At 66.5% G+C, this 25,846-nt stretch carries 25 protein-coding genes; 8 read left to right on the top strand and 17 right to left on the bottom strand.

Going from position 1 to position 25,846, the window contains the following annotated elements; translation table 11 throughout:
- Positions 1 to 4: 4 nt before the first annotated feature.
- Both rph and ACODS4_RS01625 read right to left on the bottom strand, forming a co-directional pair.
- Positions 5 to 724, bottom strand: a complete 720-nt coding sequence (rph, locus tag ACODS4_RS01630; protein ID WP_488860053.1) for a ribonuclease PH — start codon at positions 722 to 724, stop codon at positions 5 to 7.
- 39 nt (positions 725 to 763) lie between these two features.
- Positions 764 to 1,996, bottom strand: a complete 1,233-nt coding sequence (locus ACODS4_RS01625; RefSeq protein ID WP_488860051.1) for an MFS transporter — start codon at positions 1,994 to 1,996, stop codon at positions 764 to 766.
- 609 nt (positions 1,997 to 2,605) lie between these two features.
- On the opposite strand from ACODS4_RS01625, the gene ACODS4_RS01620 reads away from it, so the two are divergent.
- The 7 genes from ACODS4_RS01620 (at position 2,606) to phoB (ending at position 12,259) form a co-directional block, all read left to right on the top strand.
- Positions 2,606 to 4,870 carry an NADP-dependent malic enzyme gene (locus tag ACODS4_RS01620; RefSeq protein ID WP_488860049.1) on the top strand — a complete coding sequence of 755 codons (2,265 nt, stop codon included), beginning with the start codon at positions 2,606 to 2,608 and terminating at the stop codon, positions 4,868 to 4,870.
- A gap of 175 nt (positions 4,871 to 5,045) precedes the next feature.
- A complete protein-coding gene (locus tag ACODS4_RS01615; RefSeq protein ID WP_488860047.1) occupies positions 5,046 to 6,563 on the top strand; it encodes an ATP-binding protein in 1,518 nt (505 codons plus the stop codon).
- Positions 6,564 to 6,788: 225 nt separating this feature from the next.
- Positions 6,789 to 7,841 carry a PstS family phosphate ABC transporter substrate-binding protein gene (locus ACODS4_RS01610; protein WP_488860045.1) on the top strand — a complete coding sequence of 351 codons (1,053 nt, stop codon included), beginning with the start codon at positions 6,789 to 6,791 and terminating at the stop codon, positions 7,839 to 7,841.
- Between the two features lie 92 nt (positions 7,842 to 7,933).
- Positions 7,934 to 9,316 carry a phosphate ABC transporter permease subunit PstC gene (pstC, locus tag ACODS4_RS01605; protein WP_488860043.1) on the top strand — a complete coding sequence of 461 codons (1,383 nt, stop codon included), beginning with the start codon at positions 7,934 to 7,936 and terminating at the stop codon, positions 9,314 to 9,316.
- Positions 9,317 to 9,341: 25 nt separating this feature from the next.
- On the top strand, positions 9,342 to 10,607 hold the full coding sequence (gene pstA / locus ACODS4_RS01600; RefSeq protein WP_488860041.1) for a phosphate ABC transporter permease PstA: 1,266 nt from the start codon (positions 9,342 to 9,344) through the stop codon (positions 10,605 to 10,607).
- 3 nt (positions 10,608 to 10,610) lie between these two features.
- Positions 10,611 to 11,429: a phosphate ABC transporter ATP-binding protein PstB gene (gene pstB, locus ACODS4_RS01595; RefSeq protein ID WP_488860039.1), complete on the top strand. Its 819-nt coding sequence runs from the start codon at positions 10,611 to 10,613 to the stop codon at positions 11,427 to 11,429.
- A gap of 125 nt (positions 11,430 to 11,554) precedes the next feature.
- Positions 11,555 to 12,259: a phosphate regulon transcriptional regulator PhoB gene (gene phoB / locus ACODS4_RS01590; protein WP_119832470.1), complete on the top strand. Its 705-nt coding sequence runs from the start codon at positions 11,555 to 11,557 to the stop codon at positions 12,257 to 12,259.
- 157 nt (positions 12,260 to 12,416) lie between these two features.
- Here the strand turns inward: phoB and ACODS4_RS01585 are convergent, their stop codons facing one another.
- From ACODS4_RS01585 to apaG, 15 genes are all read right to left on the bottom strand, one after another.
- The gene (locus ACODS4_RS01585; RefSeq protein WP_488860314.1) at positions 12,417 to 13,142 is read right to left on the bottom strand and encodes an SAM hydrolase/SAM-dependent halogenase family protein; all 726 of its coding nucleotides are present in this window, start codon (positions 13,140 to 13,142) and stop codon (positions 12,417 to 12,419) included.
- Between the two features lie 87 nt (positions 13,143 to 13,229).
- Positions 13,230 to 14,633 (bottom strand): c-type cytochrome biogenesis protein CcmI, encoded by a 1,404-nt coding sequence (gene ccmI, locus ACODS4_RS01580; protein ID WP_488860037.1) that lies wholly within the window; start codon positions 14,631 to 14,633, stop codon positions 13,230 to 13,232.
- On the bottom strand, positions 14,633 to 15,112 hold the full coding sequence (locus ACODS4_RS01575) for a cytochrome c-type biogenesis protein (RefSeq protein ID WP_488860035.1): 480 nt from the start codon (positions 15,110 to 15,112) through the stop codon (positions 14,633 to 14,635). Before ACODS4_RS01575 ends, ccmI begins: the two co-directional genes overlap by 1 nt.
- On the bottom strand, positions 15,109 to 15,642 hold the full coding sequence (locus ACODS4_RS01570; RefSeq protein WP_488860033.1) for a DsbE family thiol:disulfide interchange protein: 534 nt from the start codon (positions 15,640 to 15,642) through the stop codon (positions 15,109 to 15,111). The genes ACODS4_RS01575 and ACODS4_RS01570 overlap by 4 nt, the downstream gene beginning before the upstream one ends.
- Positions 15,643 to 15,658: 16 nt before the next feature.
- A complete protein-coding gene (locus tag ACODS4_RS01565) occupies positions 15,659 to 17,662 on the bottom strand; it encodes a heme lyase CcmF/NrfE family subunit (RefSeq protein ID WP_488860031.1) in 2,004 nt (667 codons plus the stop codon).
- A gap of 7 nt (positions 17,663 to 17,669) precedes the next feature.
- Entirely contained in the window at positions 17,670 to 18,173 is a 504-nt protein-coding gene (gene ccmE / locus ACODS4_RS01560) for a cytochrome c maturation protein CcmE (RefSeq protein WP_488860029.1), read from the bottom strand.
- Complete coding sequence (gene ccmD, locus ACODS4_RS01555) at positions 18,170 to 18,403, bottom strand: heme exporter protein CcmD (RefSeq protein WP_488860027.1); 234 nt, start codon at positions 18,401 to 18,403, stop codon at positions 18,170 to 18,172. Before ccmD ends, ccmE begins: the two co-directional genes overlap by 4 nt.
- A gap of 4 nt (positions 18,404 to 18,407) precedes the next feature.
- On the bottom strand, positions 18,408 to 19,139 hold the full coding sequence (locus tag ACODS4_RS01550; protein WP_488860025.1) for a heme ABC transporter permease: 732 nt from the start codon (positions 19,137 to 19,139) through the stop codon (positions 18,408 to 18,410).
- 223 nt (positions 19,140 to 19,362) lie between these two features.
- Positions 19,363 to 19,812, bottom strand: a complete 450-nt coding sequence (locus tag ACODS4_RS01545; RefSeq protein WP_488860023.1) for an EVE domain-containing protein — start codon at positions 19,810 to 19,812, stop codon at positions 19,363 to 19,365.
- A 17-nt stretch (positions 19,813 to 19,829) separates the two neighbouring features.
- A complete protein-coding gene (locus ACODS4_RS01540; RefSeq protein WP_488860021.1) occupies positions 19,830 to 20,210 on the bottom strand; it encodes a VOC family protein in 381 nt (126 codons plus the stop codon).
- A 170-nt stretch (positions 20,211 to 20,380) separates the two neighbouring features.
- A complete protein-coding gene (locus ACODS4_RS01535; protein ID WP_488860019.1) occupies positions 20,381 to 22,015 on the bottom strand; it encodes a hypothetical protein in 1,635 nt (544 codons plus the stop codon).
- Positions 22,016 to 22,119: 104 nt separating this feature from the next.
- Positions 22,120 to 22,812 carry a helix-turn-helix transcriptional regulator gene (locus ACODS4_RS01530; protein ID WP_488860018.1) on the bottom strand — a complete coding sequence of 231 codons (693 nt, stop codon included), beginning with the start codon at positions 22,810 to 22,812 and terminating at the stop codon, positions 22,120 to 22,122.
- 77 nt (positions 22,813 to 22,889) lie between these two features.
- Positions 22,890 to 23,372: a Cys-tRNA(Pro) deacylase gene (ybaK, locus tag ACODS4_RS01525; protein ID WP_199720816.1), complete on the bottom strand. Its 483-nt coding sequence runs from the start codon at positions 23,370 to 23,372 to the stop codon at positions 22,890 to 22,892.
- A 45-nt stretch (positions 23,373 to 23,417) separates the two neighbouring features.
- Complete coding sequence (gene folE / locus ACODS4_RS01520) at positions 23,418 to 24,047, bottom strand: GTP cyclohydrolase I FolE (RefSeq protein WP_488860312.1); 630 nt, start codon at positions 24,045 to 24,047, stop codon at positions 23,418 to 23,420.
- A 258-nt stretch (positions 24,048 to 24,305) separates the two neighbouring features.
- Positions 24,306 to 24,698: a Co2+/Mg2+ efflux protein ApaG gene (gene apaG / locus ACODS4_RS01515; RefSeq protein ID WP_488860310.1), complete on the bottom strand. Its 393-nt coding sequence runs from the start codon at positions 24,696 to 24,698 to the stop codon at positions 24,306 to 24,308.
- Between the two features lie 432 nt (positions 24,699 to 25,130).
- Between apaG and ACODS4_RS01510 the strand changes: the two genes are divergently transcribed.
- Positions 25,131 to 25,739 (top strand): GNAT family N-acetyltransferase, encoded by a 609-nt coding sequence (locus ACODS4_RS01510; RefSeq protein WP_488860015.1) that lies wholly within the window; start codon positions 25,131 to 25,133, stop codon positions 25,737 to 25,739.
- Positions 25,740 to 25,846: the final 107 nt, after the last annotated feature.

The raw sequence follows: 25,846 nt of genomic DNA, 5'->3' as shown, positions 1-25,846 counted from the left end.
GCCCTTACTTGACGCCGAGAACGGATTTTTGCAGCGCCACCAGCTCGTCCACGCCCTTGCGGGCCAGCGCCAGCAGTTCCAGGAATTGCGGTTCGGTGAAGGGGGCTTCCTCGGCGGTGCCCTGGATTTCGACGATGCCGCCCTTGCCGGTCAGCACGAAATTGGCGTCGGCCTGGGCGTTGGAATCCTCGGGGTAATCCAGATCGAGAACGGCGTTCCCCTTGTAGAGGCCGCAGGACACGGCGGCGACCTGATCGGTCAACGGCATGGTTTTCAGCGCGCCGATGTCGATCAGATGCTGGAAGGCCAGATGCAGGGCGACGTAGCTGCCGGTGATGGCGGCGGTGCGGGTGCCGCCGTCGGCCTGGATGACGTCGCAGTCGATCTTGATCTGCTTCTCACCCATCGCCGCGCGGTTGGTGACGGCGCGGAGCGCGCGGCCGATCAAACGCTGAATCTCTTGCGTGCGGCCCGACTGCTTGCCCTTGGCGGCTTCACGGTCGGTGCGGCTGTGGGTGGAGCGCGGCAGCATGCCGTATTCCGCCGTGACCCAGCCGAGGCCGGTGTTCTTCAGAAAGCGCGGCACCGTCTCGTCCACGCTGGCCGTGCACAGCACATGCGTGTTGCCGAAGCGCACCATGCAGGACCCTTCGGCGTATTTGCTGAATCCGGGTTCAAGCGAGACGGTGCGCAATTGATCGAGGGCGCGGCCTGAGGGGCGCATGGGCGTCATCCAAACGGTCGGTTGTCAAGTCGGCGCAAGCTACCGACTCCGCCCCACCGCGTCCAGCGCCGCAACGGCGGGGCGCGAGGCGCGTTCCAGCCACAGGGTCAGCAGCGGCACGGCGAGGCCGATTCCGATCGACACCGTGGCCATGAAGGGAACATGGACCAGCGCGCCATCCGCCGCGTTTTCCAGGATGTGGGCGGACAGAAAGGCGCCAAAGGCCGAACTCATGTGCTGCACGGCGGAGACCAGCGCCATGAATCCGGCGCGCTCCGCCGGGTCGGGAACGCGCGACAGGGCGGTTCCGTTGGCGACCATGCGGATGCCGATGAACATCATGAACAGCGGGAACACCGCCAGCACCGGCATCCAGACCGGGTAGTTGATGAAGGCGACGTAGATGACCGCCGTCAGACCAACCGTCCCCGCCAACGTCACCGGCGACGCCCCCATCCGGTCCACCAGCCGCCCGGCCCAGCGCGTGGTGAGGAAGCTCAAACTGCCGCCAATCAGATAGAACAGCCCCAAATGCTCGCGCGGGAAGCCCAGATTGCCCTGCACATAGGAGGCGATGTTGGGAATAATCATAAATTGCTGGATCTGGACCAAAGCCACGGTGGCGTAGGCCAGCCAGGTCTTGCGCCGGGTCAACAGCGCGGTGAAGCGGACCCAAACTCCGGGGCCGGTCTCGCTGGTCAGATGGCCGCGCTGCGGCGGCAGAATGGCGAGCGCGACGGCGGCGACGATCAGACCGGCGGCGGCCACGGCGAAGAAGGGCAACCGCCAGCCGCCCAGTCGGGCCAACTCCAACCCCACCGGCACCCCGGCGATGGCGGCCAGCGAGAAGGACGACATGACGATGCCGGTCGCCTGCCCGCGCCGCTCCGCCGCCACGCTGTCGCTGACCACGGCGATGGCGATGGCGACCGCCGGGCCGCCGAACAGTCCGGCCAGCACGCGGGCGGCCAGCAGCGAGGGCAGATCCCAGGCCAGCCCGCCCAGCGCGGTGGACAGCACCAGCCCGGCCATCGCCACGGCCAGAGCCTTGCGCCGGTCGAAACGGTCGAGAAACAGCGAACCGAGCAGCCCGGCGACGCTGGCCGCCGCCGTGTAGCTGCCGCCGATGTAGCCGATGTGGGCGACCGGAATGTCGAGCGCCTTGGCGAAATCGGGACCAAGCGGCATCACCATCATGAAATCCAGGATGTTGATGAACTGCACCGCCGCGATGACCAGCGTGAGGCGGCGTTCCTGCGGGGTCAGGGACAAGCGGATGGCTCCGACGGAATGGGAAGGACGAGAAGGGATGTGAAGGCACTGTAGACATGGTTTGCGCTCCCGCCAAATCGCGACGGCCATGCGGGAAACGCTTGCCCCCTCCCCGACCCTCCCCCGCTTCGCGGGCTACGGCATTCACACATCTTCAGTTTAGGCAACTCATTGGAAGAAAAAGAACTTTTCTCCGTCATTCCCGCGAAGGCGGGAATCCAGACTTACCCATAGGGTTCGTCTGGCAAACTCTGGATCCCCGCCTGCGCGGGGATGACGGAAAATCCGTTTTATTTCAATTGGTTGCGGAAAGAAAAAGATGGGTGAATGCCGTAGGCTTCGCGGGAGAGGGAGGCTGGAGCTTTGTCGAGGCGGGCGGAATCGGACGGCCCGCGTGCGGCTTGTTGCCGCTTCATGACGGGTTATGTCGCAGACGGCTCTTTTTTTGCATCTTTCGTGCGGGAAACCGCAAAGCGGGCTTGGCGACGCCACGGTGGGGAGGCTAACATCGCAACCCCACCGTCGGCAGCGAGACCCACCGGGACACAACCGCAGCAGGCCCAACGACGACCGACGGGCATCAGCTCTCCGTTGAGGAACACGACACCCATGTCTGACAACAAGCGCGTCACCGACGAAGAAGCCCTGCTGCTGCATTCCAGCGGGCGGCCCGGCAAGCTGGAGATCACGGCGACCAAGCCGTTGACGACGCAACGCGACCTTGCGCTTGCCTATTCGCCCGGCGTGGCGGTGCCCTGCCTGCGCATCGCCGAGGATCCTTCGCTCGCCTACGACTACACGGCCAAGGGCAATCTGGTCGCCATCATCTCCAACGGCACGGCGGTGCTTGGCCTGGGCGATCTGGGCGCGCTGGCGGGCAAGCCGGTGATGGAAGGCAAGGCGGTGCTGTTCAAGCGCTTCGCCGACGTGGACGGCATCGATCTGGAGGTCGACACCCGCGACGTGGACGAGTTCGTCAATTGCGTGCGCTTCCTCGGCCCGACCTTCGGCGGCATCAATCTGGAAGACATCAAGGCGCCCGACTGCTTCATCATCGAAGAGCGGTTGCGCGAACTGCTCGACATTCCGGTGTTCCACGACGACCAGCACGGCACGGCGATCATCGCCGCCGCCGGTCTCATCAACGCCTGCGACATCACCGGGCGGAACATCAAGGACGTCAAGATGGTGGTGAACGGGGCCGGCGCGGCGGGCATCGCCTGCGCCGAGCTGTTCTGCACCGTCGGTGTTTCACGTGAAAACATCACGCTGTGCGACACCAAGGGCGTCGTCTATCGCGGCCGCGCCGAGGGCATGAACCAGTGGAAATCGGCCTTCGCCACCGACACCGACCGCCGCACGCTGGTTGAGGCGGTGGCCGGGGCCGACGTCTTCGTCGGTCTGTCGGCCAAGGGGGCGATGACGCAGGAGATGGTCAAGTCGATGGCCGCCAAGCCGATCATCTTCGCGCTGGCCAACCCCGACCCGGAAATCACCCCGGAAGAGGTCAAGGCGGTGCGCGGCGACGCCATCGTCGCCACCGGGCGGTCGGACTATCCCAACCAGGTCAACAACGTCCTGGGCTTCCCCTATCTGTTCCGGGGCGCGCTCGACGTGCGGGCGACCACCATCAACGAGGCGATGAAGGTCGCCGCCGCCAAGGCCATCGCCGCTTTGGCGCGCGAGGATGTGCCGGACGAGGTGGACGCCGCCTATTCGGGCCGTCGTCTGCGCTATGGCGCGGAATACATCATCCCGGTGCCCTTCGACCCGCGCCTGATCGTCACCATCCCCGCCGCCGTGGCGCAGGCCGCGATGGAATCGGGGGTGGCGCGCAAGCCGATCGTCGATCTGTCGGCCTACCGCCACACCCTGCGCACCCGCCTGGATCCGACGGCGGACAGCCTGGAGTTGATCCTGGAAAAGGTGCGGACCAACCCGCGCCGCGTCGTCTTCGCCGAGGGCGAGGAGGAGCGGACGATCCGCGCCGCCATGTCCTTCCGCAACGCGGGCTATGGCACGCCGGTGTTGATCGGTCGGGAAGAGGTCATCAAGGAGCAGTTGGCGGCCATGGGCCAGCCCAACGTGACTTTTGAAATCCACAACGCCCGCCTGTCCGACGCCAACCGCCGTTACAGCGACCATCTCTACCGTCGCCTGCAACGCAAGGGCGCCCTGCTGCGCGATTGCCAGCGGATGGTGAACCAGGACCGCAACGTCTTCGCCGCCTGCATGGTGGCGCAGGGCGACGCCCACGCCATGGTGACGGGCCTGACCCGCAGCTTCGGCGTGGCGTTTGAAGAGGTGCGCCGGGTCATCGACGCCAAGGCTGGCGAGCCGGTGTTCGGCCTGCATCTGTTCATCACCCGCAACCGCACGGTCTTCATCGCCGACACCACGGTGCATGTCCGTCCCGACGGGGCGACGTTGGCCGACATCGCCGTCGGCGCCGCCGCCAAGGCCCGACAGATGGGGCATGAGCCGCGCGTGGCGCTGCTGTCCTTCTCCAACTTCGGGCAGACGCCGCACCCCAACACCGACCCGATCCGCGAGGCGCTGGGCATCCTCGACAGCCGCCGCGTCGATTTCGAGTATGACGGCGAAATGTCCGCCGACGTCGCGCTGGATTACCAGTTGATGAAGCGGGTTTACCCCTTCTCGCGGCTGAACGGCCCGGCCAACGTGCTGATTATGCCCGGTCTGCATTCGGCCAACATCTCGGCCAAGCTGCTGAGCAAGATGGCGAGCGGCCAGATGATCGGCCCGTTGCTGATTGGTTTGGACAAGCCCGCCCAGATCGTCAGCATGGGATCGTCGGTCAACGACATCGTCACCGCCGCCGCGTTGGCGGCGCATGATTCGCTGCCCTGGTAAGAGGTCGCCCTGGTAAGAGGCGCTGTGGCCCGCTCCCCCGCGATCCTTCGGGATTGCGGTGGAGCGCACGCCTTGGTGTGCGGCGCGAGTGAATCTTTTGTGACCATCGCGCAAGAGACACAGTGATGGTGTAAAACGGCGCATCGTTTGTCCCTTCCACCATTCCGGTGCCGCCATGCGCCTCAAGGCGATGCCGCCCTTCCGATTGATGATCGCCGTTGGCCTGATGCTGGCGCCGCTGCTGCTGGCGCTAGCGCTGGCGGTCCGGTCCGAAGCCTTGCGGCCCGGTTTGGCCGCTCTGGTCGGCTTGCTGCCGCTGCTGGGCGCGGCCTTGGCCTTGCGGATTCACCAGCGCGAGGCCGCCGCTGTGGCGGATTACGCCACCCGGCTGAGCGACGCGGGGAGTCCGACGCCTCCGGCGGGACATCCGGTGGCGATGGGGGGGCTGGTCGCGGCGGTCGCCCGGCTGCACCGCGCCGCCGCCCGGCGGACGGAAAGCGTTCAGGCTCAACTGGACGCCAACGACTCGATTCTCGACGCGCTGCACGATCCGCTGGTGGTGATGGACGCTTCCCGGCAGGTGGCGCGGGCCAATTTGGCGGCGCGAGAGCTGTTCGGCGACAAGGTGTTGGGCCGCGATCTGGCCTCCACCCTGCGCAACCCGCATGTGCTGGAGGCGGTGGACGCCGTGCTGCGCGGCGGGGCGACGCGGGTCATCGAATTCACCCTGCCGGTGCCGGTCGAGCGGACCTTTGAAGCGCAGGTGAAGCCTTTTCAGCGCAGCCTGCCCGTCGCCGATCCGCTGCCGGATCCCATTGACGGAGTCGTCGCCGCGCCCTTGCCGCCACCGCAAATCGTTCGCATGGCCATTCTGGCGCTGCACGACGTCACCGCCGCCCGCCGGTCGGAACAGATGCGCGCCGACTTCATCGCCAACGCCAGCCACGAGCTGCGGACGCCGCTGTCCTCCTTGCTGGGCTTTATCGAAACGCTGCAAGGACCGGCGCGCGACGATCCCGACGCGCAGGAACGCTTCCTGGCCATCATGCACGATCAAGCCAGCCGGATGAGCCGTCTGGTCAACGACCTCCTGTCGCTGTCGCGCATCGAGTTGGACGAGCATATGCCGCCCAACGGTCGAGTCGATGTGCTGGACGAGCTGGAAAACGTCATCGCCGCGCTGGAGATCAAGGCGGCGCAACGCCGGATCCGGCTGATCCTGGACGCGCCGGAAGGGTTGCCGCGCGTGGTTGGCGACGACGACCAGTTGACGCAAGTCTTCCAGAATCTGGTCAGCAACGCGATCAAATACACCCGTGAAAACAGCGACGTGACGGTCAGCGTCGCGCTGGTTGACGGTTCGGCGGTCGGTTTCGCCGGGCTTCCCACCGTTGGCCGTCGGGCCGGACGCGCAGGCGCGGCCATGGTGTCGGTGTCGGTGCGCGACCAGGGCGAGGGCATCGCCCGGACCCACCTGCCCCGTTTGACCGAACGTTTTTACCGGGTGGACGCGGCGCGCTCCCGCGCCATGGGGGGAACCGGGCTGGGGTTGGCTATCGTCAAGCACATTCTCAACCGCCATCGCGGACGCCTGACCATCGAGAGCGAGGTCGGGATTGGCAGCGCCTTCACCGTCTATCTTCCTGCGGCGGACGAAGTGTCCGACGCGGCGGCTCGGCGCAAGGCCGGATGACGGGCCTGAATCCAGAGTTCGCCCAGCATGCGCCCGTTTTGGGCATGGTGGGCATACGTCGCGGACACGACGTCACGAAACTGTCATAAATCCGTAATCATTGCGTCTCCCTCCCTGACTAAGGTCCGGCGAAACGCGGATGGGGTGTTCGAGCCACTTCGCGCAACGGGGCAAGGCCAGCGGGCCGCGCCCGCGAACCATCAGATCAATTCGGAGGGTTTACCCGTGATTACCAGGAAGCACGTCTTCACCGCAGCGGCGGCCGTGGCTCTGTCCGTCGCCGTCACTGGCGTCAGCACCTCCGCTCAAGCGCAGTCGCGCGACCAGATCCGCGCCGTCGGCTCGTCCACGGTGTTCCCCTTCACCACCGCCGTCGCCGAAGCCTTCGGCAAGGGCGGCAAGTTCAAGACCCCGGTCATCGAATCGACCGGCACCGGCGGCGGCTTGAAGCTGTTCTGCGCCGGCGTCGGCCCGGCCCATCCGGACATCGCCAACGCCTCGCGCCGCATCAAGAAGTCGGAAGTCGAGCAGTGCGCCGCCAACGGCGTCACGCAGATCACCGAACTGAAGATCGGCTATGACGGCATCGCGCTGGCCTATTCCAAGAAAGGCCCGGACGTCGCGCTCAGCACCGCCGTGATCTGGAAGGCGCTGGCCAAGGAAGTTCCGGTCAACGGCAAGATGGTCGCCAACCCCTACAAGAAGTGGTCGGACATCGACGCCAAGCTGCCGAACGAGGAAATCGAAGTCATCGGCCCGCCCCCGACCTCGGGCACGCGCGACACCTTCAACGAGCTGGCCATGCTCGAAGGCTGCAAGAAGGTTAAGGACGTCAAGGCGATCATCGCCGACGAAAAGGCGTTCGAGAAGGCCTGCATGACCATCCGCGAAGACGGCGGTTATGTGGAAGCCGGCGAAAACGACAACCTGATCGTTCAGAAGCTGAACGCCAACCCGTCGGCCTTCGGCGTGTTCGGCTACAGCTACATCGACCAGAACCGCGACAAGCTGAAGGCCGCCAAGATGGACGGCGTCGAGCTGACCGCCGAAAACGTCGCCAGCGGCAAGTATGAGCTGTCGCGTCCGCTGTTCGTCTATGTCAAGAACGCGCATGCGGGCGTCATCCCCGGCATCCGCGAGTTCCTGGCCGAATACACCGCCGACCGCGCCATGGGCGACGACGGCTATCTGGTCGACAAGGGCCTGATCCCCGAGCCGAAGGACGCCCGCGAGGCGGCCCGCAGCTCGGCGATCAACCTGACGCCGCTCCACCTCTGATCCTGACGCGACGCGCGGACGGCAGCCCTTGACGGGGCCGCCGTTTCGCGCGTTGAAGTGGGCGTCTTTGGCCCCCGACCCGGCGGTTCCGCATGCAGATCACAGTTCTTGTCCTCATCCTGGCCTTGCTCACCGTGTCCGGCTACCAGATGGGCCGGACGCGTGCGGCCGCCTCCGTCGGTGGTCGTCTTGTCGAGCTTCACTCGGTTCCGTCCTATCACGGCTTCTACGTCGCCCTGTGGGCCGGGCTGCCCGCGCTGTTCCTGTTCGTGCTGTGGACGGCCTCGGAAGGCTGGCTCATCATGCGCATGGTCATGTCGGCCCTGCCCGACCGGCTGAGCGGCGGCGATCCCCAGGTGTTGAACCTGCTGAAAGCCGACATTCTCAACATCGCCCATGGGATTTCCACCGGGCGCGAGGTTGATCCGGCGGTGACGGCGGCGGCGGCCCATTACAACAGCCTGCGCGCGATCAGCGACTGGAGCCTTCTGGCCATCGGCGCCAGCCTGGCGGTGGCTGGGCTGGCCTATGGCCGCCAGCACATCGGCCCGAACCTGCGCGCCCGCAACCGGGTGGAGCGGGTGGTCAGCGTCGCGCTCGTCGTTTGCTCGATGGTCGCCATTCTGACGACGGTCGGCATCGTCCTGTCGCTGCTGTTCGAGGCGCTGCGCTTCTTCTCGGTCGTCTCCCCCATCGACTTCCTGCTTGGCACCCACTGGAGTCCCCAGATGGCGATGCGGGCGGATCAGGTCGGCTCGTCGGGGTCCTTCGGCGTCATCCCGCTTTTCTCCGGCACGCTGCTCATCACCGTCATCGCCATGGTCGTGGCGGTTCCGGTCGGGTTGATGTCGGCGATCTACATGTCGGAATACGCCAATCCGAACGTGCGGACCTGGCTGAAGCCGATCCTGGAAATTCTGGCGGGCATCCCGACGGTGGTCTACGGCTTCTTCGCCGCGCTGACCATGGCCCCCTTCGTCCGTTCGATCGGGCACGGGCTTGGCCTTGACGTCAGCTCTGAATCGGCGCTGTCGGCGGGCATCGTCATGGGCGTGATGATTATCCCCTTCGTCAGCTCGCTGTCGGACGACGTCATCAACGCGGTGCCGCAGTCGCTGCGCGACGGCTCTTACGGTCTGGGCGCGACCAAGTCGGAAACCATCCGTCAGGTCGTCATCCCCGCCGCCCTGCCCGGCATCGTCGCCGCCGTCATGCTGGCGGTCAGCCGCGCCATCGGCGAGACGATGATCGTGACCATGGCCTCGGGCTTGACCGCCAATCTGACGGCCAACCCGCTGGACGCCGTGACGACGGTGACGACGCAGATCGCCACGCTGCTGGTCGGCGACCAGGAGTTCGACAGCCCCAAGACGCTGTCGGCCTTCGGCCTTGGCCTTGTGCTGTTCCTCGTCACTCTCTCCCTCAACATGGTCGCCCTGCGGGTGGTCCAGAAGTATCGAGAGAAATATGACTGATCTCGTGCAACAGGATACGCGGGCCATGTCCGTAACCGCCGCCAAATCCCATTACCAGAGCGAAGAGTTCGCTCGTCGCCTGCGCGGTCGCTACGCCGCCGAGCGCAATTTCAAGATCGCGGGCGTCGCCGCCTTGGCGCTGGCCTCGATGATGCTGGTGGTGCTGCTCACCTCCATCGTGTCGAAGGGTTACACCGCCTTCTGGCAGTCGCAGATCCGTCTTGAGGTGACGCTGGACAAGGCCCAGGTGGAGGAGCGGAACTACGTCGCTATCCTCCGTCAGGCGCTCTACGCCCAGTTCCCGCAGATCACCGATCGCGCTGGCAAGCGGACGCTGAACGAGCTGCTCTCGTCCGGCGCGCCCTATGAGCTGGAGGCGCTGGTCAAGCAGAACCCGGCCATCGTCGGCACGACGCAAACCGTCTGGGTGCGGTCGGACGACGAGATCGACCAGTTCGTCAAAGGCTATTTCTCCCGCAACGCGCCGGAGGCCGAGCGCCGCCTGAGCGAGGCGAAGATCGCCGCCATCGACGCGCTGGTCGCGCAAGGGTCGCTGGTTCAGGCCTTCAACACCACCCTGTTCACCGCCGGCGACAGCCGCGAGGCCGAACAGGCGGGCATCTGGGGCGCCATCGTCGGCTCGATGTTGACGCTGCTGGTGACGATGGCGCTGTCGGTTCCCATCGGGGTCGCGGCGGCGGTCTATCTGGAAGAGTTCGCGCCCAAGAACAAATGGACCGACCTGATCGAGGTCAACATCAACAACCTCGCCGCCGTGCCGTCGATCATCTTCGGTCTGCTCGGTCTGGCGGTGTTCCTCGGCTTCTTCGGTCTGCCGCGTTCGGCGCCGGTGGTCGGCGGTCTGGTGATGGCGTTGATGACCCTGCCGGTCATCATCATCTCCGCCCGCGTCGCCCTGAAATCGGTGCCGCCGTCGATCCGCGAAGCCGCGCTGGGCATCGGCGCCTCGCCGTTGCAGACGGTGACGCACCATGTGTTGCCGCTGGCGATGCCGGGCATTCTGACCGGCACCATCATCGGCATGGCCCGCGCCCTGGGCGAGACCGCGCCGTTGCTGATGATCGGCATGGTCGCCTTCATCGTCGACATTCCGCACGGTCTGACCGACAGCGCGACCGTGTTGCCGGTTCAGATTTACATGTGGGCCGACAGCCCCGAGCGCGCCTTCACCGAACGCACCTCGGCGGCCATCATGATCCTGCTGGGCTTCCTGATCGTGATGAACGGGTTGGCCGTTTTCCTGCGCAAGAAATTCGAGAGGCGGTGGTAAGCCATGAGCGTCCAGACCCAGATCCACACCAAGCCGCAAGCCGCCGCGCGTTCCGCAACGGTCGTGCCGAACAAGATGATCGCCCGCGACGTCAAGGTGTTCTACGGGGCCAAGCAGGCGCTGAAGGGCATCAACGTCGAGATTCAGGAAAACAAGGTGTTGGCGCTGATCGGCCCGTCGGGCTGCGGCAAATCCACCTTCCTGCGTTGCCTGAACCGGATGAACGACACCATCGAGAACTGCCGGGTCGATGGCCTGATCGCGCTCGACGGCGAGGACATCTACGGCAAGAGCATCGACGCCGTGCAGCTCCGCGCCCGCGTCGGCATGGTGTTCCAAAAGCCGAACCCGTTCCCCAAGTCGATCTACGACAACATCGCCTATGGCCCGCGCATCCACGGCATGGCCACGGGTCGTGAAGAGTTGGACGAGGTCGTCGAAAAGTCGTTGCAGCGCGCCGGTCTGTGGAACGAGGTGAAGGACCGCCTGCGCGAGCCGGGGACCGGCCTGTCGGGCGGTCAGCAGCAGCGCCTGTGCATCGCCCGCGCCATCGCCGTCAGCCCGGAAGTCATCCTGATGGATGAGCCGTGCTCCGCGCTCGACCCCATCGCGACGGCCCACATCGAAGAGCTGATCGACGAACTGCGTGAGAATTTCACCATCGTCATCGTCACCCACAACATGCAGCAGGCGGCCCGCGTCTCCCAAAAGACCGCGTTCTTCCATCTGGGCGACATGGTGGAGTGCGACGACACCGAGGAAATCTTCACCAACCCGCGCGACGAGCGCACCCAGGGCTACATCACCGGCCGTTACGGCTGATCGCCGCCGCGCTCTCCCTCTCCCGTCTTGGGAGGGGGAGTTTCGGGCGGGCTTGACGCCTTGTTCTGTTGAAGGAAAAGAAGATGCTGGGTAACGTCGAAGCGCGCGCAGTCAACGGAGCCACCATGAACGCGGCGCTGAAGCCGCTCGTCCTGATCGTCGAGGACGAGGCCGACATCGTCACCTTGCTGAAGTACAACCTGGAAAAGGATGGCTTCCGCGTCGTCACCGCCACCGACGGCGAAGAGGCCCTGCTGCTGGCCGGGGAGCAGACGCCGCACATCGTCCTGCTCGATTGGATGCTGCCGCTGATGAGCGGGCTGGAGGTCTGCCGCCAGCTTCGCCGCAACGCCAAGACCCGCGACATCCCGATCATCATGCTGACGGCGCGCGGGGAAGAAGGCGACCGGGTGCGCGGCCTGAATTCCGGCGCCGACGATTACATCACCAAGCCTTTTTCGCCGACCGAACTGGTCGCCCGCATGCGCGCCGTGCTGCGCCGCGCCTCGCCCGGCATGACCGACGAGACGCTGCAATTCGCCGACGTCACCATGGATCTGGCGGCTCACCGGGTCCGCCGCAACGGGCGCGACGTCCATCTCGGCCCGACCGAATTCCGCCTTCTGCGCCATTTCATGCAGCATCCGGGGCGCGTCTTCTCGCGCGAACAGCTTCTGGATCTGGTGTGGGGGCATGACGTCTACGTCGAGCCGCGCACGGTCGACGTCCACATCCGCCGCCTGCGCAAGGCGATGAACGAAGAAACCGAACTGGATTTGATCCGCACCGTGCGGTCAGCGGGTTACGCGCTCGACACCAAGTCGATTTGAGTTTTATCGGGTAAGCGCCTTTTGCCCCCTCCCCAACCCTCCCCCGCTTCGCGGGAGAGGGAGCTTTGCAGGGAGGCGGCGGCAATCCCCTCTCCCGCGTTAGCGGGGGAGGGTTAGGGAGGGGGCCATCGAAGCCGAAACGCGGCCAAAACCTCCCCTACCCCACCACCACCCAATCCCCCGCCGCCAATCCCCAATCCCGGTCGGCCCGCCCGCAATTCACGGCGATTTCCGCCAGACCGTTGGAATTCTCGTACCACAGCGCCGCCCCCGCCGGGACGTCGGCGAAGGTCCGGCCCCGCCGCGCCGCGCGTTCGCCGACCCGCAACAGGGCGGAGTCCGGCAGGGTCGCCGCGCGCAGCCCGGTCATGGCGTTGCCGTAGACGTCCACATAGACGATCCGCGCCAGATCATCCGGCCAGTCGGGCCGCGCGATGGCCGCCGGGTCCAACGCCCCTCGCTCCACCCCCTGCCCCAGCGCCAAACGGGCGACCACGGGCGCGAACAGGTCGCGCCCGTGAAAGCTGGCTGACAGCCGTTCCGGTCGCCAGTCGATCCGCCAGACCCGCAGAGTCGCGGCGCGCCGGGCCAGAATCGCGAACAAGCCGTTGTCGGGACCGACGAACAGCCGCCCGTCGGCCTCGACGATCAACGGATGGCGGTCGGTTCCGACGCCGGGATCGACCACGCACAGAAAGACGCTGCCCAGCGGCAGGGCGGGGGCGTAGGCGGCCAGCAGATAGGCGGAGAGTTGCGGGTCGAAGGCGGGGGCGTCGGCGAACAGGTCGATCACCGGAACGCCGGGCGCCTGCTGCGCCAGGGCCGCCTTGACCTGCCCGGTGTAGGGACCGGACAGGCCGAAATCCGTGAACAGCACGATCATGGGCGGCAGCATAGCCCGCCCAGGATCGGAAGAAAACACCACCACGCGCCCCAACCCACCACGCGACTCAACAGGGTCAAACGTGGCTCAGCCGCCCGCCTTCAACGCGTCCAAACGCGCCTTCAACAGGGTGTGTTCCGGGTCGCCCGGCTTGAATTGGGCGATCAGACGGCCCCAAAACTCTTGCGCGTCGGCCTTGTGGCCTGTGGTCATGGCGTCAAGGCCCAGCAGCCACAGGGCGTCACGGTTGGTTGCGTCAACCGCCAGCGCTTGACGCAAGGCCGCCGTCACCTCGCCCGGCATCGGGGCGGGGGTGTCGCTGCGCGGGATGGATTGCAGGATCGCCCCGGCGTAGGCGACCAGCACGTCGGGCCGGTTGGGCGCGCGTTCCTTGGCCTTGGCGGCGGCCTCCATGGCTTTCGCCCGCTCGCCAAGCACGCCGTAGGAGCGGATCAGCTTCAGCCAGCCGTCGATGTCCGACGGGTCGGCGTCCAGCTTCGTGGCCAGATTGGCGACCATGCCGCGAATCATCTGGTCGCGGTCCTCCGCGCTGGGCTGTCCTGGCGCTTGTCCGGCGGTGGCGGCCTGCGGCGCGGCGGCGTTGGCTGGGGGCTGTTCGGCGGGCAGCGGCGTCGGCATGACGGTGGCGGGGTCAAGGTCGAGCGCGACCGCCGCCTCGCGGATCTGGGTCTGCACCATGGGCACCCACGGGGCGTTGGCCGGTGAATCGGCCAGCAGGGCGCGCCAACGGTCCAGCGCGTCGCGCTGGGCGCCCGCCTGAAAGCGGCCCAGCGCGGCGAAGAAGCGGGCGCGGGCGTCCTTGGGATCCTTGACCAGCACCTGATCGAAGGCGTTGCGCGCCTCTTCCGTCACCGTGCCGTCGTTGGCGTCGGTCAGCACCTCGCCGAACAGGCCGAGCAGTTCGGCGTCGTCCTTGCTCAGCGCGACGGCGCGGCGCAGGGCGTCCACCGCCTCGGCCGGGCGGTTCATCTTGACGTAGGCTTGGCCCAAAATGGTCCAGCCCTGGGGATCGTCCGGGTTTTCGGCCAGTTGCTTTTTCAGCGACTCGACGGCGGCGAGCACCGATTGCGGCGGGCCGGAGCGTTCCTTCTCCAAGGCGCGCGACGCCAGCGGCTGGGCTGGCGCGTCGGGGCGGCCCAGCACGGCGTAGACGGTCACGGCGCCGACGGGGACCAGCAGGGCCAGCAGCAGGGCCAGAACCCGCGCGGCGCGTGGCGTCGCCGGGGCGCTGGCGGCGGCGTCGCTTCCGGCCAGCATCCGCCGTGCGATCTCCGCCTTGGCGGCGTCGGCCTGGGCGGCGTTGATGAGGCCGCGCGCGTGGTCGCGGTCCACCTCGCCCAACTGGTCGCGGTAGACTTCGCGGTCATACGCCTCGCGGGTCGGCGCCGGGGGGGCCGCGCGGAGCAGCGGCGGCAGGATCAGCAGCAGCGCCGCCGCCGTCATCGCGGCGGCGAGAATCCAGAACAGCATCAGGCGTCGTCTTTCCGCAGCAGCGCGTCCAACCGACGCCGCTCATCCTCGCTCAAGGGGGCGGTGTCGGCCCCCGCCGTCACGCCGCGCCGTCCCCGCAGGAACAGCGCGGTCGCCAGACCGCCCAACGCCAGAATGGCGAAGGGGGCGATCCACAGAACCAGCGTCGTCGCCTTGAAGGGCGGGCGCAGCAGCACGTAATCGCCGTAACGGGCGGTGACGTAGGCCATCACGCCCGCGTCGTCGTCGCCCGCCGTCAGCCGCTCCCGCACCAGAATCCGCAGGTCGCGGGCCAGCGGGGCGTTGCTGTCGTCGATGGATTGGTTTTGGCAGACCAGACAGCGCAAATCCTTGCTGATGTCCCGCGCGCGGGATTCCAGCGCCGGGTTGCTCAGCACCTCGTCGGGCTGCACCGCAAGGGCGGGAGACAGGACCAGCGCCGACAGGGCCAGCGCGGCGGCGAGACGGCGCGCGCTCATCCCTGCCTCAGATGCTTGACCATGGGAAGGATCTGCTCCTCGATCACCTGCGGGGTCAGCGGGCCGACATGCTTGAAGCGGATGCGGCCCTGCCGGTCGATCAGGAAGCTTTCCGGCACGCCGTAAACCCCCCAGTCGATCGACACCCGCCCGTCGAGATCCGCGCCGATGCTGGCGTAGGGATCGCCGTTGCGGGCCAGCCAGTTCAGCGCGTCCTCGGCCTTGTCCTTGTGGTTGATGGCGCGGACGGTCACGCCCTGCTCGCGGGCCAGCCGGGTGATGACCGGATGTTCCGCCTTGCAGGGGATGCACCAGGAAGCGAAGACGTTGACCAGCGTGACGTCGCCGGTCAGCCGGGCCGACGACAGCCCTTCCGCGCGCCCGGGCAGCGGCGGCAGGTCGAAGGCCGGGACCGGCTTGTCGATCAGGGCTGACGGGATGTCGCGCGGATCGCGCTGGAACCCCAGATAAAAGGCCGCGCCGACGCCGATGAACAGCAGGAAGGGCAGCAGATACAGCAGGCGGCGCATGACGGCGTTCTCGTCTTCATTCGGCGGGCTGGGCCGGGGCGGAAACCCCGGCTTTGGCGGCGCGGCGGCGTTCGGGCGCGCCGATGCGGAACCGGCGGTCGGTCAGGCTGACCAGCCCGCCCAGCATCATGCCGACGCCGCCGATCCAGATCCAGGGCACCATCGGGTGGTGATAGATGCGGACGATCCAGGCCGCGCCGTTCTGCGTCGGGTCGCCCAGCGCCACATACAGATCGGAAAAGATCGTCGTGTGGATCGCCGATTCCGTCGTGGTCATTCGGGTGACGGGGTAGCTGCGCCGTTCCGGCGTCAGGGTGGCGACGGGCTGGCCGTCCTTCGTCACGGTGAAGACGGCGCGGTCGGCTTTGTAATTTTCACCCGCTGCCGGGCCGACGCTGTCAAAGCGGAACTCGTACCCGGCGAGGCTGGCCGTCTGGCCTGGACGCATCGCGTCGATCCGCTCGCTCTGCCACGCCGAGGTGGCGGTCATGCCCGCGATGGACACGCCCATGAAGGTGTGGGCGATGGTCATGCCCCAGGCGCTGCGCGGCAGATGGACGGCGCGCGTCCAACTGTCGGCCAAGGGGATGCGGAACAGGCGGATGCGCTCGGCGAATTCGATCAGCGAGCCGACGATGGCCCAGGCGGCGAGAGCCACCCCGACCAGCGCCAGCAGCGGCCCGCCGCCCGCCGTCAGATAGGCGGTGACGGCGACGCAGACCACCACGACCACCCCGGCGACCCACAGCCGGGTCAGCGCCGCCCCCAGATCCGCCCGCTTCCACGACAGGAAGGGGCCGACGACCATGGCGGCGACCAGCGGAATGGCGATGGGCACGAAGGTGGCGTTGAAGAAGGGCGGGCCGACCGACACCTTGCCCATCTTCAGAATGTCGAGGAACAGCGGGTAGAGCGTGCCGATGAAGACGGTGGCGGTCGCCGTGGACAGCAGCAGATTGTTCAGCACCAACGCGCCTTCGCGGCTGACCGGGGCGAACAGCCCGCCCCCCTTCAACGCCGGGGCGCGCAGGCTGTAGAGCAGCAACGACCCGCCGGTGGCGATGGCCAGCAGCACCAGAATGAAGGCCCCGCGCGCCGGATCGACGGCAAAGGCGTGGACGGAGGTCAAGATGCCCGACCGCACCAGGAAGGTGCCCATCAGCGACAGCGAAAAGGTGACGATGGCCAGCAGGATGGTCCAGCTTTTCAGCGCGTCGCGCTTTTCCACCACGATGGCGGAATGCAGCAGCGCCGTACCGGCCAGCCACGGCATGAAAGAGGCGTTTTCGACCGGATCCCAGTACCACCAGCCGCCCCAGCCCAGCTCGTAATAGGCCCACCAGGATCCGAGCGCGATGCCCATGGTCAAGGTGGACCAGGCCGCCAGCGTCCAGGGCCGCACCCAGCGCGCCCAGGCCGGATCGACCCGCCCCTCGATCAGGGCGGCGACGGCGAAGGAAAAGGCCATGGAGAAGCCGACATAGCCCGCGTAGAGGAAGGGCGGGTGGAAGGCCAGCCCCGGATCCTGCAACAGCGGGTTCAGGTCGTTGCCGTCCAGCGGGGCCGGGATCACGCGGATGAAGGGGTTGGAGGTGGTCAGGATGAACAGCAGAAAACCGATGCCGATCAAGCCCTGAACCGCCAGAACCCGCGCCTTCAGCGTCGGCGGCAGGTTGCGGCCAAAGACGGCGACGGCGGCCCCGAACAGGGTCAGCATGACGATCCACAGGACCATCGAGCCTTCGTGATTCCCCCAGACGCCCGACACCTTGTAGAGCATCGGCTTCAGCGAGTGGCTGTTCTGCACCACATTCTGCACGCTGAAATCCGACGCCACATGCGCCCAGGTCAGCGCGCCATAGGCGACCAGCACCAGCAGCATCTGGGCGATGGCGGCGGGACCGGCGACGTTCATCCAGGCGGCGTTGCGGGTGGCGGCGCCGATCAGCGGCGGCCCGGCCTGGACACAGGCGACGAACAGCGCCAGCACCAGCGCGTAATGGCCGAGTTCGGGGATCACGGTCCCGCTACTCCTTCTTCGTCGCCGCCGGACTGGCGGAGGTGGTGACGGGCGCGTCGTTCGCGGCGGTTTTGGCGTCGGTCGGCTTTTTGTAGACGCCCGCCTGCTTCAGGGCCTCCGACACCTCCGGCGGCATGTAGTTCTCGTCATGCTTGGCCAAGACTTCGCGGGCGACGAAGACGCCGCCGGTCAGCTTGCCTTCGGCGACCACCCCCTGCCCTTCGCGGAACAGGTCGGGCAATTGGCCGCGATAGCGGACGTCGATGGTGTGGGCGGTGTCGGTGACGCGGAATTCGGTGGTGACGCCGTCGGTCAGCTTGCGGACGCTGCCCTGTTCGACCAGCCCGCCCAGGCGGAAATTGCGCTCGCCGACCTGTTGGGTCTGCAACTGGCTGGGGCTGTAGAAGAACACGATGTTGTCCTGGAACGCGGTCAGCGTCAGGGCGGTCGCGGCGCCAAGCCCCAGCAGGGCGAGGCCCAGCATGTAGAGGCGGCGTTTCTTCTTGGTCATCCTTCGCTCGCTTTCCCCGGCAGATCGGGGGCGCTGTCGGTTTCGGGTTTGACGGCGGGTCGTGACCGGCGGCGGGCCGGTCGGGCGCTTTCCAGCGCCTTGACCGTGGCCTCGGCGTCGCGCAGGCCCTTCAGGCTGGCGATCAACAGGCCCAGCAGCACCAGCGCGGCCAGCGCGTAGGACGGCCAGACGAAGGCGGCGTACCCGCCCATGGCGAAAAAGTCGGTCATGCTCTTACCCCGTCGCTCCGTCGCCCGCGACGCTGAAGCGCAGCGTCTGGATCTTGCGCTGCGCGATCTCCGTCCGCAGCCGCAGGATGACGACCGCGATGAAATAGCTGGTGAAGGCGCCCGCCATGACCAGCAGGGGAATCAACATGCTGGAATCGATGCTGGGGCCGCCCATTTTCATGACGCTGGAGGGCTGGTGCAGCGTGTTCCACCAATCGACCGAGAATTTGATGATCGGCACGTTGACGATGCCGACCAGCAGCAGAACGTTGCCCGCCCGCGTCCCGCGCTGCGGATCGTCAAAGGCGTTCACCAGGGCCATGTAGCCGAGATAGAGGAAGAACAGAATCAGCACGCTGGTCAACCGCGCGTCCCACACCCACCAGGTTCCCCACATCGGCGCCCCCCACAGCGACCCGGTGACGAGGCAGACCAGGGTGAAGCCCGCGCCGATGGGCGCGGCGGCCTTGGCGAACAGGTCGGCCAGCGGGTGTTTCCACACCAGCCCGGCGGCGGCGGCGGCGGCCATGTTGGTGTAGACGAACAGGCTCATCCAGGCCGCCGGGACGTGGATGTACATGATCCGCACGGTGTCGCCCTGCTGGTAGTCGGGCGGCGAGCCGAACAGGCTGAAATACAGCCCGACGATCAGCAGGACCACGGTGGCCCCGGCGCTCCACGGCAGCAGCAGGGCCGACAGGCGCAGGAAGCGGGCGGGATTGGCGAAACGGTGCATCGGGCTGGGCCTTACGGATGGGGGCCTTACAATAGCTCTTGCCGAGGATATAAGCGCATGGATGCCAGAGCGCGAGGGGTTTCGCCTTGATCTTGGTCAGGTGGGACCGCCTGTCCATCCCCGATCCGACGATGGTATGAGATTGCTGAACAGGGCCTGAACGCCAGACGCCGGGGAACGGGCGTTTCATCCCTCTCCCCGGCGCGGACGTGGCAAAAATTCTTTACAGAAGCGCTGGTTGGGCTGGAACCGGAAAGGCGACGCCCATCGCTTGCGCGATGAGGTCGGCGTCGTGGTCGCTGACGGCGAACAGGCCGAAGCGGAGTTGATAGCCCCAATTCTTGACCCCGGCGGAAAAATCCAGCCGGTCGAGCATGGGTTGGATCGGCGTCTCCACCCCGTCCAGCCACGCCACGTCGCGCCGGAACGGCACGAAGCCGCCGCCCATGTCGAACGGATAAGGGTCGCGGTCGCGCACCACGCCGATGGCGGTGAAGGCTTGCGCGCGGTCCTTGCCGCCGAAGCTCTCCGTCGGCGAGTAATAGGCGACGCGGTCGCCCGGTTGAATGCGGCGCAGGGGCGCGGCCTTGCCGTGGCACACCTGCATGAAGCCGCCCGCGCGGCCCCGCCGGACATGCTCGGCGGAGGCCACGGCGATCCAGTTCCGGCCCATGGCCCGAGATCCTGAAATCAGGCCGACGGCGGGGCGGACGGCGCGAACACGCGCAGCCGGTGCCCGTCGGGGTCGAGCGCGACGAAGGTATGGCCGAAATCCATCGCCGTCGGCGTCTGGAGGATCGGCAGCCCGCGCGCCGCCCAATCGGCGTGGGTGGCGCTGACCGCGTCGGCGTCGGCGACGGCGAAGGCGATCTCCGACCCGCCGCCGCCCGCGCTCGGCGCCGGTTCCACCGTGTGGCGCGACCACAGGCCGAGCATGACGCCCGAGTCCATCGCGAACATGGCGAAGGTGGGCGAGGCTTCCACGGGTTGCTTGCCCAGCAGGTCGGCGTAAAAGGCGGCGCTGGCGGTCGGGCTGTCCACATAGAGCAGGACGAAATTCAGATCGGGCATGGGTCGCTTCCGTTTGGTTTGTCGAAGGAGCCGGTCGGGGGCGTCCCGTCCGGTGAAACAAACCTTAGGCGGACCTGCTGTCAGATTCTGTCAGCATGGTGGATCTGCGCGTGACGTTGGGGGGCAGGCCGATCCGGCGGCGGCCTGCAAAAGACCCAAAACTTCTGTCCTTATGTTCCAGGCAGACGACCGTAAAGCGAGACGGGAGCATCCCAGTTCGGAGCGACGCGTGACAATTCACAAAGATCAAAATCCGCCACATTGCCCTTAAGGACACGGCACGCGCCGAATGTCAGCCCAAAATGCCCATAAATCTTGGCGAGGTCAGCGTATGGATCAGGACGGGGAAGACCGCGCATCTCCAGATGCACGATTTTGCCCTGGCTGTCATTGATGGCGTCCTGCACCCGCTTCAGCATTGGTTTGGAGTCGCCGCCTGTGAAGAAGTAGTTTGACCCGATCCCAACAACGCGCACGGATGTTGGCAGAAACGACGCGAATGATCCGATCCCGTTGCCCAGGAGCACGACCGATCCGGGCGGCAGATCTGGATTTTCAATCTCGTACCACGATTTGCCCCATTTGTGCAGGCGCGCCCACCCCATCGGCAGGGCTTGTGAGGATATGACGAGCGCGCCAACGGCGATTCCGGCGATCATGGCCCGCGCGTCTCGCGGCAGCGGCAACGCCGCGAACAACGCGACAAGAACGGCTTGCATCACATAATCGACGATGAGGAGATAACGGGCGTAGTAGAACATGGCGGCCCACAGGGCGAAGCCTGTCAGGACGAAGATGGCAGCGAACAGCAATGGCCGGTGGTTGCTGGCCGGTTCGGTGGCTGTGGCGACCGGAGGCTGGCGGCGCAACCGGTTTGCCAGCGTGACGACCGCTGTGAGCGTAAGGACAACCAGGAACGTCAGCCACCGCCCATCGCGGAGACCGCCCTCGGCAAATCTCTGTCCATCCACCAGGAGATGGTACGGCGCCAGCAGAAGATCACGGACCCCATGGGCCTGCCAACGGGTGTCGCGCCAGTTGACAATGTCGTAGAGCGGCGACTTGAACAGCGCGTTGTAATAGGGAAACAACGGACTGTCGTAATGCGATTGCATCAACATCAGCCAGTAACCGCTCGACAGCGCAAAACCAGCGATCATGGACAGACCAAGGATGATGGTCGGCCAGATGGCGCGCGTGGTCACAAGATACGCAAAGCCGAAGGCGATGCATGGAACCAGATTGGTGTTTTTCAGTCCACCGCTGAACCCGACCAGAGCGCCGCCAATCAGCAGAAGCACGAGGCCAAGATCAGGCCGTTTGAGCTGCCGAATCACCAACAACGCGCCGAACAGGAACGGAACGCTGCCCCAATTGTCGGCAAAACTCCGTCCCAGCTCCAGAAGGTTCATCGGCAGCGCCGCCGCCAGAAACACGGCCCCAAGGGCAAAGGCAAACCTTGCGGAGGTCTCGCGCCGATCAACCAACTGCATCGCGATCAAGAAGACCGCGACCAGATTCAATCCCTGAAACGCTCCGATGAGAAACCCGACCACCACCGCCGGAAGGGCATGCGCCGCGAGGAAAAAGGGCAGGAATGGCAATGGATTGGTGAAGGTTCCCATTCCGCCTGCGGCGATGTCCAGCTCAAACCGATTATCCAGCAAAAGATGCGGCGTGTAGAGATGATACATCAACTGATCGCCGTTGATGTCCTGGCCAACCCAGACGCTGGCGGCGCCGGCGGCAAGGCAAATCAGCGTGAGAAAGACGGGCAGCGCGAGCCGGTGGATCAGTGCGGTCATCAGCGTTCCAGACGAAAAGGGAGGGCGCCAGAGGAGCGAGTGGGAATATACGGGAAACGGACAAAGGGAAACCACTTCGGCGGTCGCGAGAGGCAAGTCCCTTGTCAGCGGGGCGTCGGGATTCCCTCCGCCGCGCGCCATTCCTTCAGCATCGCCTGACGGCGGCGGGGGTAACGGGCATCGGTGGGGGTCAGGGCGACGATGCGGTCGGTGCGGAAATGGCGGAAGGATTGACGCAACTCGCACCACGCCACCACCACCCGGACCCGGTCGAAAAAGCCGAGCGCGAAGGGCCAGATCACCCGACGGCTTTCCGAACCGTCGCGGTCGCGGTAGGACAGATCCAGCTTGTGTTCGGCGCGGATGGCCTGGCGGATGGCGGCCAGTTCGGCGTCTCCGGCGGCGATGGGGGCGCCCGGCCCGACCAGCAGGGCCGACCCGTCCATCCCCTCGCGCCGGTCGGGCGGCAGAACCGCCGCGATCTTGGCCAGCGCGTTGCGCGCGGCTCCGGCCAGACGGCTGTCGCCCCGGTCCACCACCCAGCGGGATCCGAGAACCAGCGCCTCCACCTCCTCCTCGGTGAACATCAGGGGCGGCAGCAGGAAGCCGGGGCGCAGGACATAGCCGACGCCCGCCTCCCCCTCGATCCCGGCGCCCTGCCCTTGCAGGGTGGCGATGTCGCGGTAGAGCGTGCGCAGGCTGATCCCCAGCTCCGCCGCCAGCGTGGGGCCGCTGACCGGCTGGCGGTGACGCCGCAGGATTTGCATCAGATCAAGAAGCCGTTCGGCGCGCGACATCGCGGGTTTGCTCCTTCCGGCCCCCTCCCTAACCCTCCCCCGCTGGTCAGCGGGAGAGGGGACTGCCGCCGACCCGGTCAACCCGCCGTGATCGGGCAGACCGTCGCCTTGGCGATTCGGGCGAGGTCGGCGGGGGCCAGCAGGATTTGCAGGCCGCGCCGTCCGCCATTCACCACCATTTCGGCCAAGCCCTCGGCGCTGGCGTCCACGAAGGTCGGCAGGGGTTTTTTCTGGCCAAGCGGGCTGATGCCGCCGACCAGATAGCCGGTGGTTTTTTCGGCCAAGGCGGGATCAGCCAGATCGGCCTTTTTCACCTTGGCCGCCGCCGCTATGGCTTTCAAATCCAGCTTGGCCGCCACCGGGATGACGGCGCAGGCCAGCCCCTTCGGTTCCAACTGGACGATCAGGGTTTTGTAGACCAGCGCCGGATCCAGCCCCAGGGCGGCGGCGGCGTGCAGGCCGATGGCGTCGGCGGAGGGGTCATAGTCGTATTCCATCAAGCGGAAGGCGACTCCCGCCGCCTTCGCCGCGTTGACCGCCGGTGTCACCTTCGCCGCCATCGTTTCCCATCCATGAGGCCGTCCGGCCCGATCATTCGCTGGGCGTCACTCGCCGCGCGAGGCCGGGTTGCCGATCATGGTCAGAAATTCACGCCGGGTCGAGGGGTCGGTGCGGAAGGCCCCCAACATCCGGCTTGTCACCATGGTGACGCCGGTCTTGTGGACGCCGCGCGTGGTCATGCATTGGTGCTGCGCCTCGATCACCACCGCCACCCCGTCGGGCTGCAACACCTGATCGATGGTGTTGGCGATCTGCGCCGTCATCTTTTCCTGGATTTGCAGGCGCTTGGCGTAGGCTTCGACCAGACGGGCGAGCTTGGAGATGCCGACCACCCGGCGCTTGGGCAGATAGGCGACGTGGGCCTTGCCGATGATCGGCACCATGTGGTGCTCGCAATAGGATTCGACGCGGATGTCGCGCAGAATCACCATCTCGTCATAACCGTCGGTCTCTTCAAAGGTGCGCTGGAGCAGATCGACCGGATCAATCGTGTAACCGGCGAAGAACTCTTCGTAAGACCGCGCCACGCGGTCGGGGGTGCCGACCAGCCCTTCGCGCGACGGGTCGTCGCCCGCCCAACGCAGCAGGGTGCGCACCGCCTCTTCAGCCTCCTCGCGGGATGGGCGAACGATCTCGGGCGCGGCGGCGCGCGGCAGGCCGGGGCCGGGAACCACATTCTCGGCGAGCGGGGTCTTGGAAGCCGTCACGGGGAAAACCTTTCGATGCTGGGCCGCAATTCCGGCGCCCGCCTGTCGTTGGGCGGCCCGGTCCGGCGTGTGCGCGTCGATACGCGGCGAAGGCTGGCGTGGATCATCGGCTCAAGCCTGTTTGCGCAAACCCTGAGCCTTGACCCGCCAGCCGGTCGAGAATCCCAAAATTGCACAAGCCCCACAACTTTCAAGGGACCAAATGACCACAAAATCGCGGGGGCATCAGTTCAGGCGCATCGGCTGGTGCGGGCTGTCCAGCGAAAAGGCGGGAATGGCGATGTCGAAGGCCGCGCCGTCGGCGTCTTCCATGCCGTAGCTGCCGACCATGATGCCCGACGGCGTGCCGAGCGGGGTGCCGCTGGTGTATTCAAAGGAGCCGCCCGGCTCCAACACCGGCTGTTCGCCGACGACTCCAGGGCCGCGCACTTCCTGCATCCGGCCCATGGCGTCGGTGATGCGCCAATGGCGGGTGCGGAGGCGCACCGTCTCCTCCCCCTCATTCTCGATGCGGACGTGGTAGGCCCAGACATAGCGGCCCTCGGCGGGGGCCGACTGGTCTTCCAGAAAAACGGGCTGGACGGTGACGCGGATCGCGCGGGTGACGGCGGTGTACATCGGGTGGCCTAACAGGGCGGCGGGATCAACGGCCATCACCATAAAGGCGGGTCTCCCCCACTGTCCAGACACCGACTCGACCGCCCCGTCATCCACCGCTGGAAGCCCCGCCAACCCCCTTGGAAAGCCTGTGAAAAATCAGGGGCGGCGGGTGGAGGCAGTCATGCGTTCCATAGGGGTCAACATGGTCTTGCGCTGGGGGGGTGTGGGTGTTATATGCGCAATCGTCTGAAACGGCCCATGAGCCTACGCAATGTCTCGTTCGCACGCCCTTCGCATCCGACGACGGAGCCACGCCCCGCAAAACGCGGGTGCGGCCGTCCTTGGGTCGCGTGCGAACGCCAAAGGCCACAGCGGGACCTGATCCCCAAGGGCCATAGGCGACGGCGCGACCCGCAGCAGAAGACCATTCTTCCCGCCGGGAGCCATCGCATGATTATCACGGTTGAACAGCCCAAGCACGCCTGCGCCATCGAAGCCCTGCTCGACGCCTCCTTTGGGCCTGACCGTTTCAAAAAAACCGCCTATCGGCTGCGGGACGGAATCGACTCGATCCCCGAGTTGAACCTCGTCGCCATCGACCATGACGAGCATGGTCATGAAGTCCTGCGGGGCACCATCCGCTATTGGCCGATCATGGTCGGCGCCACCCCGTCGATCATGCTTGGCCCCATCGCCGTGTCGGGCGATCTCCAGGGCGGCGGTTTGGGCAGCAAGCTGATCCGCATGAGCCTGAACAAGGCGGTGGCCTTGGGCTACAAATCGGTGATCCTGGTTGGCGACGCCCCCTATTACGAGCGGTTCGGCTTCACCCGGGCGCTGACGATGGGCATGCAGATGCCCGGCCCGGTGGACATGAACCGGCTGTTGGGTCTGGAACTGGTCGACGGCGCGCTGGACGGCGTGGCGGGCATGATCGGCCGGGTTCCGCCGCAGGGCGTCACGCTGGTTCCTGAAATTGAGGAGGCGGCCCCGCTGTCTTTTCTCTTCTCCCGGACTTGGCGGGATCGGATGTGGTCGGACGCCGCCAGCGCGGCGTGAGGTTGGCGGCCCTGACGGGGACGGCGCAGGCTGATCCCGTTGGCGCCGAAGAGCGCTGGACGGAAGAACGCGGGGCGGACGGGCATTGACTCGCTTTGCCCCGCCCG

It is taken from the genome of Azospirillum sp. FG154 (assembly GCF_057809575.1).
The sequence above is the reverse complement of the archived record's forward strand: the minus strand, read 5'-3'. Positions and strand labels throughout refer to the sequence as shown.

What these genes read in the sequence shown, in the direction of transcription:
- rph (WP_488860053.1), bottom strand. Translation starts at nt 724, where the DNA reads ATGCGCCCCTCAGGCCGCGCCCTCGATCAATTGCGCACCGTCTCGCTT.
- ACODS4_RS01620 (WP_488860049.1), top strand. Translation starts at nt 2,606, where the DNA reads ATGTCTGACAACAAGCGCGTCACCGACGAAGAAGCCCTGCTGCTGCAT.
- ACODS4_RS01615 (WP_488860047.1), top strand. Translation starts at nt 5,046, where the DNA reads ATGCGCCTCAAGGCGATGCCGCCCTTCCGATTGATGATCGCCGTTGGC.
- pstC (WP_488860043.1), top strand. Translation starts at nt 7,934, where the DNA reads ATGCAGATCACAGTTCTTGTCCTCATCCTGGCCTTGCTCACCGTGTCC.
- pstA (WP_488860041.1), top strand. Translation starts at nt 9,342, where the DNA reads ATGTCCGTAACCGCCGCCAAATCCCATTACCAGAGCGAAGAGTTCGCT.
- pstB (WP_488860039.1), top strand. Translation starts at nt 10,611, where the DNA reads ATGAGCGTCCAGACCCAGATCCACACCAAGCCGCAAGCCGCCGCGCGT.
- phoB (WP_119832470.1), top strand. Translation starts at nt 11,555, where the DNA reads ATGAACGCGGCGCTGAAGCCGCTCGTCCTGATCGTCGAGGACGAGGCC.
- ACODS4_RS01585 (WP_488860314.1), bottom strand. Translation starts at nt 13,142, where the DNA reads ATGATCGTGCTGTTCACGGATTTCGGCCTGTCCGGTCCCTACACCGGG.
- ccmI (WP_488860037.1), bottom strand. Translation starts at nt 14,633, where the DNA reads ATGCTGTTCTGGATTCTCGCCGCCGCGATGACGGCGGCGGCGCTGCTG.
- ACODS4_RS01575 (WP_488860035.1), bottom strand. Translation starts at nt 15,112, where the DNA reads ATGAGCGCGCGCCGTCTCGCCGCCGCGCTGGCCCTGTCGGCGCTGGTC.
- ACODS4_RS01570 (WP_488860033.1), bottom strand. Translation starts at nt 15,642, where the DNA reads ATGCGCCGCCTGCTGTATCTGCTGCCCTTCCTGCTGTTCATCGGCGTC.
- ccmE (WP_488860029.1), bottom strand. Translation starts at nt 18,173, where the DNA reads ATGACCAAGAAGAAACGCCGCCTCTACATGCTGGGCCTCGCCCTGCTG.
- ccmD (WP_488860027.1), bottom strand. Translation starts at nt 18,403, where the DNA reads ATGACCGACTTTTTCGCCATGGGCGGGTACGCCGCCTTCGTCTGGCCG.
- ACODS4_RS01550 (WP_488860025.1), bottom strand. Translation starts at nt 19,139, where the DNA reads ATGCACCGTTTCGCCAATCCCGCCCGCTTCCTGCGCCTGTCGGCCCTG.
- ACODS4_RS01545 (WP_488860023.1), bottom strand. Translation starts at nt 19,812, where the DNA reads ATGGGCCGGAACTGGATCGCCGTGGCCTCCGCCGAGCATGTCCGGCGG.
- ACODS4_RS01540 (WP_488860021.1), bottom strand. Translation starts at nt 20,210, where the DNA reads ATGCCCGATCTGAATTTCGTCCTGCTCTATGTGGACAGCCCGACCGCC.
- ACODS4_RS01535 (WP_488860019.1), bottom strand. Translation starts at nt 22,015, where the DNA reads ATGACCGCACTGATCCACCGGCTCGCGCTGCCCGTCTTTCTCACGCTG.
- ACODS4_RS01530 (WP_488860018.1), bottom strand. Translation starts at nt 22,812, where the DNA reads ATGTCGCGCGCCGAACGGCTTCTTGATCTGATGCAAATCCTGCGGCGT.
- ybaK (WP_199720816.1), bottom strand. Translation starts at nt 23,372, where the DNA reads ATGGCGGCGAAGGTGACACCGGCGGTCAACGCGGCGAAGGCGGCGGGA.
- apaG (WP_488860310.1), bottom strand. Translation starts at nt 24,698, where the DNA reads ATGTACACCGCCGTCACCCGCGCGATCCGCGTCACCGTCCAGCCCGTT.
- ACODS4_RS01510 (WP_488860015.1), top strand. Translation starts at nt 25,131, where the DNA reads ATGATTATCACGGTTGAACAGCCCAAGCACGCCTGCGCCATCGAAGCC.